We start from the raw sequence: 14671 nt of genomic DNA on the forward strand, positions 1-14671 counted from the left end.
CGACATGACGACTCAGCTTACCGAGTTGTGGGATCGTTGGAACACTGACCGCGATATGGATACAGCGAATGAACTATTGGCGCACTACGAGTTCCTCATCCATTATCACGTGCAACGAATGATCGTGACGCTCCCGAAGAGCGTCGAACGCGACGAATTGAAAAGTTTGGGTTACATGGGATTGTACGATGCCCTCATGAAATATGATCCAGAACACAACAACAAGTTTGACACGTACGCGGCGTTTCGGATACGTGGCGCCATCATCGATGGGCTGCGGAAAATTGATTGGTTACCGCGTTCGGTGCGCGAACGCGTGAAAAAAATTGATCACATCGCCGAACAACTCGAGCAGAAGTTGCACCGGGCCCCGACGAAAGAAGAACTCGCGAGCGCCTGCGAACTGCCGGTGTCGGAAATCGAGAAGGCGATGGCGGAAGGGTACTTCGCGAACATGTTGTCGATCGATGAAGCGGTGACGCTTCAAGAAGAAGGCAAGGTCATGTCCGTCACGTATTTCGACCCTGACTCTGAAAAACCGGAGGATACGCTATTGCAGCGCGAGCTGCTCGACGTGCTGACGACCGAAATCGAGCACTTGTCCGAGAAAGAACGTCTCGTCGTCTCGTTGTTCTACTTCGACGAGTTGACGTTGACCGAGATTGGCGAAGTGTTGGAACTGTCGACGTCACGTATCTCCCAAATCCATTCCAAGGCGTTAAAGACGTTAAAGCTTGCACTTGGACGTTCGTATTTAGAAGAAAAGACATCGTGAAGGAGGGATGGAGATGACCATCGTATATATCGCAATCGCCTGTATCGTCGCTTACGGACTGCTGATCTTATTTCGTCAAGTCCAGGCGTTGACCGCTCGCGTCACGCAACTCGAGCACGAGAAACGTGAGACCGAGGCCCTCCTGTTGTCGTTCATGGAATCGATGAACGATGTCGTGAAACAACCAGCGTCCTCAAACGAAGAGGTTGCCGGTGCTCAGTCGACCCATGCGGAGCCAAAACGAGAGACATCGGATGACGATACGCAATCAGCACCGCACGTCGAGGACGTTTTACTGAACCATTCGGTCCGGGAGACGGCCCGACTCCTCGGAAAAGGTGAGGGAGAAGTCGCCCTTTATGCCAAACTTCGCAAAAAGTGAGAGTTGCCGGATTGGCGGACATATGCTATAGTATTTTTTGGTGTTAAACACATCACACACGTCTCGGGATGGTATTCCTCGGTGCCGAAAGGTCGGAATACAACGATGAACGAGGCGGAGGACTTTTTTAAACCACAAGGAGGAAATTTATCATGGCAGTAATTTCAATGAAGCAATTGCTCGAAGCTGGTGTACACTTCGGTCACCAGACACGCCGTTGGAACCCAAAAATGGCGAAATACATCTTCACGGAGCGTAACGGCATCTACATCATCGACCTTCAAAAAACGGTCAAAAAAGTAGACGAGGCGTACAACTTCGTTCGTGAACTCGCGGCAGAAGGCGGAAACGTCCTCTTCGTAGGTACGAAAAAACAAGCTCAAGACACGATCAAAGAAGAAGCACTCCGTTCAGGTATGTACTTCATCAATGAGCGTTGGTTGGGTGGAACACTCACAAACTTCTCAACAATCAAAAAACGTATCAACCGTTTGAAGCAGCTTGAGAAAATGGAAGCTGACGGTACGTTCGAAGTACTTCCTAAGAAAGAAGTCATCATCTTGAAAAAAGAAATGACACGTCTTGAGAAGTTCCTCGGCGGAATCAAGGACATGCCAGGTGTTCCTGATGCACTCTTCATCGTTGACCCACGTAAAGAGCGGATCGCGATTGCAGAAGCTCACAAATTGAACATCCCAATCGTTGCGATTGTCGACACAAACTGTGACCCAGACGAAATCGACTACGTCATCCCAGCGAACGACGATGCGATTCGTGCCGTTAAATTGCTCACTTCGAAGATGGCAGATGCAATCATCGAAGCGAAACAAGGCGAAGAAGAAGTAGCTGAAGAAGCGGTAGCTCCAGAAGTTGAAGCGACAGAAGCTGAGTAATCAGTCAGACAACAGGTGATAAAGGGAAAGCCTTTTATCACCTTTTTTTAGGACACGTATATAAAGCCTTAGTGCTTTTTCTTAAAAAATTGTAAGTTTTACAAGGAGGAATTTCCGATGGCAGTTACAGCAGCAATGGTAAAAGAACTTCGTGAAAAAACAGGTGCAGGTATGCTCGATTGCAAAAAAGCACTCACTGAAACAAACGGTGACATGCAAGCAGCAATCGACTTCCTTCGTGAAAAAGGGATCGCGAAAGCAGCAGCTAAAGGCGACCGTATCGCAGCAGAAGGTTTGACGGCAGTAGCGGTTGAAGGCAACAAAGCTACGCTCGTCGAAGTTAACTCAGAAACAGACTTCGTTGCGAAAAACGAGAAGTTCCAAACACTCGTTTCAGACGTAGCAAAAGCTGTTCTTACTTCAGGCGCAACGACAGTTGAAGCGGCACTCGCTTCTGAATTCGTAGCTGGTAAAACGCTTGAAACACACATTCAAGAAGAAGCTTCGACAATCGGAGAGAAAATCTCACTCCGTCGCATCGCTGTCCTTGAAAAAGCGGACGATGCAGTCTTCGGCACGTACCTCCACATGGGCGGCCGCATCGGTTCAGTCGTTGTCCTCGACGGTACAACAGACGAAACAGTTGCAAAAGACGTAGCCATGCACGTAGCAGCAGCACGCCCACTTTACGCGACACGCGACGAAGTATCGGCTGAAGAAGCAGATCGTGAGAAGAAAGTCTTGACTGAGCAAGCCCTCAACGAAGGCAAGCCTGCCAACATCGTCGAGAAGATGATTGCGGGACGTATGAACAAGTACTTCGAGGAAATCTGCCTCGTCGACCAAACATTCGTTAAAGACGCTGACTTCAAAGTTGGGAAATACGTAGAGTCTAAAGGCGGCCGTATCAACTCATTCGTACGTTACGAAGTTGGAGAAGGTATGGAAAAACGCGAAGAAAACTTTGCTGAAGAAGTAATGAACCAACTTAAAAAATAATCTGCATCATTCACATGGTGCTATCAAAATTGGGAACACGTCTGTATAACCTTGAGTTAGTTCGTTAAGGGAGCGTGTTCCCTTTTTTCAAGCAAGAGGAGGCAAAGTATGGAACCGAAATATAAGCGAATTGTGTTAAAATTGAGTGGGGAAGCGCTCGCTGGAGATCAAGGGTACGGGATTGACCCGGCCATCGTCAATTCGATCTCTGGGCAAATTAAAGAATTGGTCGCCTTGGGCGTCGAAGTTGCCGTCGTCGTAGGCGCCGGGAACATCTGGCGCGGCAAGACCGGTAGCGAGCTCGGCATGGACCGAGCGAATGCGGATTACATGGGCATGCTCGCCACGGTATTGAACTCGCTCGCGCTACAAGATAGCCTTGAAACGAACGGTGTCCAAACACGCGTCCAAACCTCAATCGAAATGCGCCAAGTGGCTGAACCGTACATTCGTCGCCGGGCGATGCGTCACCTTGAAAAAGGTCGCGTCGTCATCTTCGCGGCAGGGACGGGGAACCCGTACTTCTCGACAGACACGACAGCGGCACTCCGCGCAGCGGAAATCGAAGCTGACGTCATCTTGATGGGAAAAAACAACGTCGACGGCGTCTATTCGGCCGATCCGAAACTCGTTCCGGATGCAGTCAAATACGACACGCTCACGTACTTGGACGTCTTAAAGGACGGTCTCCAAGTGATGGATTCGACAGCCACGTCACTATGTATGGACAACCATATCCCACTGATTGTATTCTCATTGCTTGAAGAAGGAAACATCAAACGTGTCGTACTCGGGGAACATATCGGGACGGTAGTAGGAGGAATCAATTCATGAGTGTAAATGACGTATTGAAAACTGCTGAAGAGAAAATGGAGAAAGCCGTTTCCGCGCTGAAGCGTGACTTCGGGACACTTCGGACGGGACGCGCGAGCGCGTCGATCTTGGACCCGGTTCAAGTCGATTACTACGGCGTACCGACACCGCTCAATCAAGTCGCGAACATCAATACACCGGAAGCACGCCTTCTCTTGATTCAACCATGGGACAAGTCGATGGTGTCTGACGTTGAAAAAGCGATCCAAAAAGCCGACCTTGGTCTCTCGCCGTCGTCGGACGGGACCGTCATTCGTCTCGCCATCCCAGCTTTGACGGAAGAGCGTCGCAAAGAGCTCGTGAAAGTGACGAAGAAATATGCGGAAGAAGCGAAAGTCGCTGTCCGTAACGTTCGTCGTGACGCCAACGAGAACTTGAAAAAGCTTGAAAAAGATGGGGACTTGACTGAGGACGACCTTCGCGGTTACGCGGATGACGTTCAATCGTTAACGGATTCGTATATCAAAAAGATTGATGAATCTGCAGCGACGAAAGAAAAAGAAATCATGGAAGTGTAATCACGGAAGTGGTATACCAAAAAGCTGTGTGGGGACCCTTTTACTGAGAGGGTCCCTCTTTCATACAATCAGGAGGATAGAGTATGTTTAAATGGGTGAATCCTAAAACGAAGACCGAGGCGGAACTGAGCATCCCCGAACACGTCGCTATTATTATGGACGGCAACGGCCGTTGGGCGAAAAAGCGTGGACTCCCTCGCATCATGGGTCACCGGGAAGGGATGAAATCGGTCCGGGAAGCGGTTCGCACCGCCCAAGAACTCGGGATCCGTTCGTTGACGCTCTATGCGTTCTCGACGGAGAACTGGACGCGTCCGGAAGAAGAAGTCAACTTCTTGATGAAATTGCCGAAACAATTTTTAGAGACGGACTTAAAAGAACTGGACGAACAAAATGTTCGCGTCCTCGTCGCAGGTGATGTGTCAAAATTACCGCGCGGCACGCGGGATGCAGTCGATGAGGCTCGTACTCGCACGGCGACGAACACAGGTCTGGATCTCGTCTTTGCCTTAAACTATGGTGGCCGCGACGAGCTCGTACAAGCGATGCGCCATATCGCCAGCGATGTAGCGGCAGGGAAGATTCAACCGGACGACATCGATGACGCCATGATCGGACAGCGTCTCATGACAAATATGCAAGACGTCGATTTGATTATCCGGACGAGCGGGGAACAGCGTCTCTCGAACTTCTTGCTCTGGCAAGGGGCGTACGCTGAACTCCATTTCACAGACGTGTTATGGCCTGAGTTCAAACGAGACCACTTCGTCGAGGCAATCGAAGCGTATAACGCGCGGACGCGCCGGTTTGGTGGGGTGTGACATGAAGACTCGAATTATTACCGGTCTTTGGGCCGGTGCCATTTTTGTCAGCTTGATCGCCCTCGGGGGCAGTCCGTTCGTCATCTTGATGGGTGTGCTCGCCTTGATTGGACTGAGCGAGTTCACGATGATGCGCAATCACAAGTTGACGGCGTTTCCGTTCCTTGTGACGTCGCTCCTTGTAGCCTTCCCGTTCGTATTGATGTTGCTCGAGCGACAGCTTGTCATGGGCGAGATGCCGATGTCGACGAATCAATGGATGGTGCTCGGTTTAATGCTCCTCCTGTTTTGGACGGTCGTCACAAAAAACCGTTTCACGTATGAAGACGCGAGTTTTTATTTTGTATCTGCTGTCTATCTCGTCATCGGTTTCTCTAGTTTTGCGCTCGTCCGTCTTTCGGAGGATGGGCTCGTCAAAGTACTTCTCGTCCTGTTCATGATTTGGGCGACCGACTCGGGTGCTTACTTCACGGGCAAAGCAATCGGTAAGACAAAACTGTGGCCCTCAATCAGTCCGAACAAGACGATTGAAGGGGCGGTCGGTGGGATCATCTCGTCTATCGTCGTCGGTCTCGTCTACGTCCTCGTCGAACCGGTGTTGCCGATTCTCGAAGTAGTGGTGCTCGCGGTCGTCGTATCCGTCGTCGGGCAACTCGGGGACTTGGTACAGTCGGCGTATAAACGTCAATTCAACGTAAAAGATTCGGGTCATCTGTTACCGGGACACGGTGGCATTTTGGACCGCTTTGATAGTATGATCGCGGTATTCACCGTCATCTGGGTATTTAATTTGTTATAAAGGAGTGTCAAGATGAAGCGAATCAGCTTAATCGGGGCGACTGGTTCGATTGGCGTACAGACATGTGACGTCATCGAACAGCACCCCGACTTGTTTGAACTTGAGGCCTATGCCTTCGGAACGAATGTAGATGTAGCCGAGGAATGGATCAACCGCTTGCGGCCGAAATACGTGTCCGCCAAAGACATCGAAGTGCTCGAACGACTCAAACCACGACTTACATACGAACCACTCTTTTTTATCGGACTTGAAGGGTTGATCGAATGTGCGACCGCAGAGCGGGCTGACATCGTCGTCACAGCCGTCGTCGGGGCTGTCGGTCTTGAGCCGACGCTCGCTGCCATCGAGGCAGGTAAAGACATCGCTTTGGCGAACAAGGAGACGCTCGTCACGGCGGGCCATCTCGTCACGGCAGCCGTCAAGAAGCATGGGGTCAGCCTGCTTCCAGTCGATAGTGAACATTCGGCCATCTATCAATGTTTGAACGGTGAACGCCGAGAGGACGTCTCGAAAATCATCTTAACGGCATCAGGCGGGAGTTTCCGTGACAAGTCGCGGGATGAATTAGACGGCGTGACCGTCGCAGAGGCGCTCGCACATCCAAACTGGTCGATGGGGGCGAAAATCACGATCGATTCGGCGACGATGTTCAATAAAGGACTCGAAGTCATCGAAGCGCACTGGTTGTTCGATATCGATTATAATGATATTGAAGTGGTGCTTCATCGTGAGTCCATCATCCACTCGATGGTCGAATTCAAAGACGCCGCCGTCATGGCGCAGCTTGGAAATCCGGATATGCGGGGACCGATCCTCTATGCGCTCTCCGGTCCGAAACGTCTTGAAATCGAGGGGAACAAGCGGTTAAACTTGAGAGAAATCGGAACGCTTCACTTCGCAGAAGCCGACTTGACGCGTTATCCGGCCTTACGCCTCGCGTATGAGGCCGGACGCGCCGGTGGTTCGATGCCGACGGTGCTTAATGCGGCCAACGAGGCGGCTGTCGAGCTGTTCTTGAACGGGGAGATCGCTTTCCTCGATATTGAACGGATCGTTGAACAAGCGATGGAGACACATACGGTAATTGCAGAACCGACGCTCGAACAGATCCTTCAAGTCGACCGAGCGGTTCGAGAACAAATTCAGCAAGGAAAGTGAAGGTGGGGAATAGACAATGACGACTTTTATCGCCATCGTTTTGATGTTTGGGGTACTCATATCGGTTCATGAATGGGGACACCTCGTCATGGCGAAACGGGCAGGGATTCTCTGTCATGAATTTGCAATCGGGTTTGGACCGAAAATCCTCTCGTTCAGAAAGAATGAGACGCTGTATACGATTCGCTTATTGCCAATCGGTGGGTATGTCAAAATGGCAGGAGAAGATTTTGAGCCGATCGAAGTGAAAGCCGGTCAACACGTCGGGTTACGCCTGACGAACGCCGGCACGGTCGATCGTGTCTACTTCCAGCCGGACCAGGCAAAAGACGTGCACGTCGTCGGGACGGTCGACAAGTTCGATTCGATTCGCGAATTGAAGATCCAGTTACTCGTCGATGATGAGGTCCGTGTCTATTCACTTGAACGGGACACGCTTCTCGTCGACCAAGGCATGGAAATTCAAATTGCCCCATACGACCGCACGTTCGGAGCTCAATCGGTATGGAAACGTGTGCTCGCGATTGCAGCCGGCCCAGCGATGAACTTCGTCCTTGCCTTCATCTTGCTTGTCATCGTCGGTCTCGTCCAAGGGACGCCAACGGACGATGGACGAATCGGTACGGTCCAACCAGACTCGGCCGCCGATCAAGCCGGGCTCGTCGCAGGCGACGAAATCGTCTCGATCGAGGGTCAACCGATCGACAACTGGCTCGATTTGCGGACGGTATTGGCCGATCGTGCCGACACGCCAACGGAAGTGACGTATATTCGGGATGATGCAGAACAAACGGTGACGCTCACGCCGCAAGCGGTCGAACAAAACGGCGAGACGGTCGGGATATTGGGCGTGACGAACGCGCTCGAGCGTTCACCGACGAAAGCCTTCACGACTGGGGCTGAGACGACGTGGACGATGTCGACGCTCATCTTTTCCGCGGTCGGTGATTTGGTTACCGGTCAAGTGGGCGTCGACCAATTGGCCGGACCGGTCGGGATTGTCCGCATGACCGATGAAGTGGCGGCGAGCGGGCTCATCATGCTCCTCAACTGGACGGCACTTTTATCAGTCAACTTGGCCATCTTTAACTTGTTGCCGCTCCCGGCACTTGATGGAGGACGACTCATCTTCCTCTTGTTCGAAGCGGTGCGCGGACGGCCGATCGATCCGAAAAAGGAAGGATTCGTCCACTTTATCGGGTTCGCTTTGCTCATGCTCCTCATGTTGATCGTCACGTGGAATGATATTCAATCATTCTTTAAATAATAATAGTAAGATCTAATCGGGTTATAGAAGGGAAACGTTGATACCTATGAAACAATCGAGACTGTTCATGCCTACGCTTAGAGAAGTGCCGGCCGACGCAGAAGCCATCAGCCATCAACTCCTCGTCCGCGGGGGCTTCATGCGCCAAAACGCCGCTGGAATTTATTCGTATCTTCCACTAGGCCACCGCGTGTTACAAAAGATTCAAACGATCATCCGCGAAGAGATGAACCGGGCCGGTGCCCAAGAATTGCTCATGCCAGCGATTCAACCGGCGGAACTGTGGGAAGAGACGGGTCGCTGGGGTATTTATGGTCCTGAACTTATGCGATTGACCGATCGTCACGATCGTCGCTTCGCCCTCGGTGCGACGCACGAGGAACTCATCACGTCGATCGTGCGCGATGAACTCAACTCCTACAAAAAGTTACCGGTCAACTTGTATCAGATTCAAACGAAATATCGCGACGAGCGTCGTCCACGTTTCGGACTGCTCCGGGGTCGTGAGTTCTTGATGAAAGATTCGTATTCGTTCCACGCCACACAAGATGACTTGGACGACGAATACAAGAACATGTATAACGCCTATTCCAACATCTTTGACCGCATCGGTTTAAAATATCGCCCGGTCGTAGCTGACTCGGGTGCCATCGGCGGGAAAGACACGCACGAATTCCAAGCGCTTGCCGATATCGGGGAAGACACGATTGTCTATACGGACACGTCGAACTACGCCGCCAATATCGAGATGGCAGAAACGCTCGACCGCTATGACATGCAAGCGGCCGAAGTGCTTGCCCTCGACAAGGTCGACACGAAAGACAATAAGACGATTGAAGATGTGGCGCGCTTCTTGAACGTCGACACGAAGACGACGATCAAGTCGGTCCTCTTCAACGTCGATGGCGAGACGGTCATGGCCATCGTTCGAGGTGATCACGAGGCGAACGACGTCAAAGTGAAGAACGCCCTTGGCGGACTCGACATCCAAATGGAAGAAGAAGCGACGATCATCGACTTGTTCGGCTGTGAGCCGGGCACGCTCGGACCGATTCATGCACCGGTCAAAGTCGTGGCCGATTACGCCGTCAAATATTTGGTCGACGCGGTATGTGGCGCCAACGAGGCGAACACCCATTATACGCATGTCAACGCCGAACGCGACTTGTCGCATTTGACGTATCATGACCTCCGTTTCGTCGTCGAAGGCGACATGGCACCTGACGAGTCGGGTCCGGTCCGCTTCGCTCGCGGGATTGAAGTCGGACAAGTGTTCAAGCTCGGCACGCGCTATTCAGAAGCGATGGGCGCGACGTTCTTGAACGAAGAAGGTCGGGCCGAACCGCTCATTATGGGTTGCTACGGCATCGGCGTCTCACGCACATTGTCGGCCGTCATCGAGCAACATCATGACGATCGCGGTATCGTTTGGCCGAAGAGCGTCGCTCCGTTCGATGTGCACTTGATTGCCATCAACACGAAAGACGAAGCGCAAGTCGAACTCGCGAACCGTTTATACGATGAGCTGTCATCGACGTACGATGTGTTGTATGATGACCGTAAAGAACGGGCTGGCGTCAAATTCGCCGATGCTGATTTGATCGGTCTTCCGATTCGTATCAACGTCGGGAAAAAAGCGAGCGAAGGTATCGTCGAAGTGAAAGTACGTGCCACTGGCGAAGTCCTTGAGACGACGGTAGATGAGTTGCCACGTGTGATCACGGCGCAACTGAACGAGGCAAAATGATCGATGAAGGTGACGGTTTCTTGCCGTCACCTTCATTTTTCGACATCGAATGATAAAAGGGGGGGACTTCTTACCCGTGGAAGCTAATCAAAAAATGCAATTGCTCTTGACCGATCTCGGCATCACGACCGAGACGGAACAATTCGACGATGCGGAATTGACGCGACTTGTCGTCAACAAGCAGCGCCGGACGTGGACGTTTTATTTCCAGTTGCAGCGCGTGTTGCCGTACGAGGTGTATCAACTGTTCATGAGTCGAATCGAGAGCCGGTACGCGACGTTCGCTGACGAGGTGTACGCGCGTTTCACGACGATCTCAGGCGGTGCCGAACAGGATTATATCGACTATTGGCCGCGTATCGTCAGTGAACTCAGCCAAGTGTCGGGTGCGATGCGCAGTTATTTCGCATCGGTCTCACCGCGCTTTGAGCAGAACAAATTGCTCATCCCGGTGCGCTCGGCCCCTGAGGCGAACTATGTCGATAAAGAGTTATGCCAAGAAGTCCAAGCGCTCTATAGCGCCTATGGCTTTATGAAGAAACCTTGCCAAGCGCTGTTCTCGGAGAATGAAGAAGCAAACCAAGCGCTCCGTGAACAAGTCGTGCAAGAAGATTTGGAACAAGCGAAGCTCGCGCTCGCAGCGCAATTCGCGAAGGCGACCGAGACGAACGATGAACCGGTCACCGAGGTACGGATGGGCGCCTTGATCAAAGACGAGATCGTCCCGATCAAGACGATCATCGAAGAAGAACGACGCGTCGCCATCCGAGGTCTCGTCTTCTCGGCCGAACGGAAAGAACTGAAGAGCGGGAAGAAACTGTTCACGTTCAAGATGACAGACTATACCGATTCACTCATCGTCAAAGTGTTCGCACGCGATGACGATGATGACCGGATGCTCAGCGCCGTCAAAAAAGGCATGTGGATCCAAGCGGCCGGCCGGGTCGAGGATGACAGCTTCATGCGCGAACTGTGCATGATGGCATCGCAACTGCAAGAAGTGAAAGTCGAACCGGCCCGTGACGAGTGGGCCGGCGAGAAACGCGTCGAATTACACGCGCATACGCAAATGAGCCAGATGGACGCGGTCACGAACGTGTCGGCGCTCGTCGCCCGGGCGGCCAAATGGGGCCATCGCGCCATCGCCATCACCGACCACGCCGGCGTCCAGTCGTTCCCGGAAGCCTATTACGCCGGGAAAAAGAATGACATCAAAGTGCTGTTCGGGGTCGAGGCGAACGTCGTCAATGACGGCGTGCCTGTCGCGTATCACCCGACCGATGTCCCGCTCGATGATGCGACGTATGTCGTCTTCGACGTCGAGACGACCGGACTTTCGGCCGTCTACAACAAAATCATCGAACTCGCCGGGGTCAAAATTAAAGACGGTGAAATCATCGACCGGTTCGAGGCGTTCGCCGATCCGAAACATCCGCTCTCGGCTACGACAATCGAGCTGACGGGCATCACGGACGACATGGTCCATGGCCAGCCCGATCCCGAAGTCATCGCCAAACAGTTCGTCGATTGGTGCGGGGACGGCATCCTCGTCGCCCATAACGCATCGTTCGATATGGGCTTCTTAGAAGCGACGCTTCGGAGCGGGGGGCACGAGCCGGATGACTATCCCGTCATCGACACGCTCGAACTCGCCCGGACGATTTTACCGACGCTCAAAAACCACCGCCTCAACACGCTCGCGAAGCGATTCGATATCGAGTTGACCCAGCATCACCGGGCCATCTATGATGCGGAGGCGACGGCGTACTTGCTCATGAAACTGCTCGAACTCGCCAAACAGATGTTTGAGATGCAGACGCATCGCTCACTGAACGCGAAAGTCGGAAGCGACGTCTCGAAAATCCGTCCGTTCCATGCGACGATTTATGCGAAAACGAAAAAACCGGGACTTCGTCACTTATACGAACTAATCTCGTTGTCCCACATCGATTACTTGTTCCGGATGGCACGCATGCCGCGCTCGGAAATCGTGAAGCGTCGTGAAGGACTCCTCATCGGTTCGGCGTGTGACAACGGTGAAATTTTTGACGCCGCCCTGAACAAGTCAGACGAAGAGCTTGAGAAGATGATGGCGTTCTACGACTTCATCGAGATTCATCCCCCGGCGCTCTATATGCATTTGATCGATAAAGAGATCGTCGCCAACGAGCTCGAGTTACGGGAAATCATTAAGCGGATCATTCGCGTCGCCGGACAGGCCGGCCTGCCGGTATGTGCGACCGGAAACGTTCATTACCTTGACCGGACAGACCGCTCATACCGAGAGATCTTGATTCGGACGCAAGGTGGTGCCAACTTCATCAACACGCGGAAAGAACTCCCGCACGCCCATTTCCGGACGACGAAAGAGATGATGGAAGAGTTCAAGTTCCTCGGGGACGAACTCGCCCGCGAAATCGTCATCACGAACCCGAATGCGATCGCCGATCAAATCGAGTCGATTCAAATCATTCCGGACGATTTGTACACACCGAAGATTGAAGGCGCAGACGATGAGGTCCGGAACATGAGTTACGACATGGCCCGTTCGATTTACGGAGAACAACTGCCGGAAATCGTCGAGGCCCGGCTCGAGAAAGAGCTGAAATCGATTATCGGACACGGCTTTGCGGTCATCTATTTGATTTCGCATAAGCTCGTTAAGAAATCACTCGATGACGGCTATCTCGTCGGTTCACGTGGTTCGGTCGGCTCGAGTTTCGTTGCGACGATGACCGAAATCACCGAGGTCAACCCGTTGCCGCCGCATTACGTCTGTCCGAAGTGTCAACATTCCCACTTCTTCGACGACGGATCGGTCGGGTCCGGGTATGACCTTCCCGACAAGCAATGTCCGGAGTGTGGGACTTGGTATACGAAGGACGGGCACGATATCCCGTTCGAGACGTTCCTTGGTTTCAAAGGGGACAAAGTACCGGATATCGATTTGAACTTCTCGGGTGAATATCAACCACACGCCCACGCCTACACGAAAGTGTTGTTCGGAGAGGATTATGTGTACCGTGCGGGGACGATCGGGACAATTGCCGATAAGACGGCGTATGGATATGTGAAAGGTTATGCGACCGAGAACGATAAGATTTATCGGAACGCCGAAGTCGATCGGCTCGTCTCGGGCGTCACCGGCGTCAAACGGACGTCGGGACAACACCCGGGGGGAATCATCGTCGTCCCGGATTATATGGACATCGCCGAAATTTCGCCGATCCAATATCCGGCCGATGATAAGTCATCCGAGTGGAAAACGACCCACTTTGACTTCCACTCGATTCACGACAACTTGCTCAAACTCGATATTCTCGGTCACGATGACCCGACCGCCATCCGGATGCTACAAGACTTGTCCGGTATCGATCCGAAGACGATTCCGACGGACGATCCGACAGTCATGAAAATCTTTTCGTCGCCGGACGTGCTCGGTGTCACGCCAGAGCAAATCGAATCGAAGACGGGAACGCTCGGGATTCCAGAGTTCGGGACAAAATTCGTCCGGCAGATGCTCGAAGAGACGAAGCCATCGACGTTCTCCGAGCTCGTTCAAATCTCTGGATTGTCTCACGGGACGGACGTCTGGATTGGAAACGCCAACGAGCTCATCTACAACGGGACGTGTGAACTGAAAGACGTGATCGGGTGTCGTGATGACATCATGGTCTACTTGATATATGCGGGCCTCGAACCGTCATTCGCCTTCAAAATCATGGAGTCGGTGCGGAAAGGGAAGGGCTTGTCAGAAGATATGGAGACGGAGATGCGGGCCAACGATGTCCCGGAATGGTACATCTCGTCTTGTAAGAAGATTAAGTACATGTTCCCGAAAGCGCACGCCACGGCGTACGTGCTTATGGCCGTGCGAATCGCCTACTTCAAAGTGCATCATCCAATCTTGTATTATGCGACGTACTTCACGGTCCGGGCCGGCGACTTCGATTTGTCGGCGATGATCAAAGGATCACAGGCCGTGCGTAAAGCGATGTCGGATATCCGTGAAAAAGGATTTGAAGCCACGGCGAAAGATAAAGGCCTTCACACCGTGCTCGAGCTCGCTCTCGAGATGTTGGAGCGCGGCATGAAGTTCCAAAACATCGATTTGTATCGTTCGAGTGCGACCGAATTCCTGATTGAAGGGAACACGCTCATCCCACCGTTCAATGCAGTCGATGGACTCGGGACGAACGCGGCGAAAGCGATTGTCGATGCACGTGCCGAAGGACAGTTCTTATCAAAAGAAGACTTGCGCAAACGGGCCAAGTTGTCGAAGACGATCGTTGAGACGCTCGATACGATGAAATGTCTCGAAGGCCTCCCGGATGAGAACCAACTCTCGTTCTTTGATTTTGGGGTGTAAGTTGCGAAAAAACGGGAAAATATGATATATTGGTATCGAACAATGTTGGATACTACGACGGAAAGGAGTA

At 52.4% G+C, this 14671-nt stretch carries 12 protein-coding genes; all 12 read left to right on the forward strand.

The features are described from left to right. Positions 1–4 precede the first annotated feature (4 nt). The 12 genes from KNP64_RS02300 (at position 5) to KNP64_RS02355 (ending at position 14601) form a co-directional block, all read left to right on the forward strand. Entirely contained in the window at positions 5–775 is a 771-nt protein-coding gene (locus tag KNP64_RS02300; RefSeq protein ID WP_034777239.1) for a FliA/WhiG family RNA polymerase sigma factor, read from the forward strand. Positions 776–788: 13 nt separating this feature from the next. Then, complete coding sequence (locus KNP64_RS02305) at positions 789–1157, forward strand: hypothetical protein (protein ID WP_214710610.1); 369 nt, start codon at positions 789–791, stop codon at positions 1155–1157. Positions 1158–1309: 152 nt separating this feature from the next. Further along, positions 1310–2050, forward strand: coding sequence for a 30S ribosomal protein S2 (gene rpsB, locus KNP64_RS02310; protein ID WP_214791505.1), 741 nt, complete (start codon positions 1310–1312; stop codon positions 2048–2050). Positions 2051–2167: 117 nt separating this feature from the next. Continuing rightward, the gene (gene tsf, locus KNP64_RS02315) at positions 2168–3049 is read left to right on the forward strand and encodes a translation elongation factor Ts (RefSeq protein WP_138859592.1); all 882 of its coding nucleotides are present in this window, start codon (positions 2168–2170) and stop codon (positions 3047–3049) included. 108 nt (positions 3050–3157) lie between these two features. Then, the gene (gene pyrH, locus KNP64_RS02320) at positions 3158–3883 is read left to right on the forward strand and encodes a UMP kinase (protein ID WP_138859591.1); all 726 of its coding nucleotides are present in this window, start codon (positions 3158–3160) and stop codon (positions 3881–3883) included. Further along, positions 3880–4440, forward strand: a complete 561-nt coding sequence (gene frr / locus KNP64_RS02325) for a ribosome recycling factor (RefSeq protein ID WP_034777248.1) — start codon at positions 3880–3882, stop codon at positions 4438–4440. Before pyrH ends, frr begins: the two co-directional genes overlap by 4 nt. Before the next feature lie 83 nt (positions 4441–4523). Next, entirely contained in the window at positions 4524–5261 is a 738-nt protein-coding gene (locus tag KNP64_RS02330) for an undecaprenyl pyrophosphate synthase (protein WP_034777251.1), read from the forward strand. Position 5262: 1 nt separating this feature from the next. Further along, complete coding sequence (locus KNP64_RS02335) at positions 5263–6060, forward strand: phosphatidate cytidylyltransferase (protein WP_138859590.1); 798 nt, start codon at positions 5263–5265, stop codon at positions 6058–6060. A 12-nt stretch (positions 6061–6072) separates the two neighbouring features. After that, complete coding sequence (gene dxr / locus KNP64_RS02340; RefSeq protein WP_214710611.1) at positions 6073–7218, forward strand: 1-deoxy-D-xylulose-5-phosphate reductoisomerase; 1146 nt, start codon at positions 6073–6075, stop codon at positions 7216–7218. A 16-nt stretch (positions 7219–7234) separates the two neighbouring features. Beyond that, a complete protein-coding gene (gene rseP / locus KNP64_RS02345; RefSeq protein ID WP_214791503.1) occupies positions 7235–8485 on the forward strand; it encodes an RIP metalloprotease RseP in 1251 nt (416 codons plus the stop codon). A gap of 46 nt (positions 8486–8531) precedes the next feature. Then, a complete protein-coding gene (locus KNP64_RS02350) occupies positions 8532–10232 on the forward strand; it encodes a proline--tRNA ligase (RefSeq protein ID WP_214763891.1) in 1701 nt (566 codons plus the stop codon). Positions 10233–10308: 76 nt separating this feature from the next. Beyond that, positions 10309–14601, forward strand: coding sequence for a PolC-type DNA polymerase III (locus KNP64_RS02355; RefSeq protein ID WP_214791501.1), 4293 nt, complete (start codon positions 10309–10311; stop codon positions 14599–14601). Positions 14602–14671 lie beyond the last annotated feature (70 nt).

The organism is Exiguobacterium sp. s64, assembly GCF_018618035.1.
GTDB lineage: Bacteria > Bacillota > Bacilli > Exiguobacteriales > Exiguobacteriaceae > Exiguobacterium > Exiguobacterium mexicanum_A.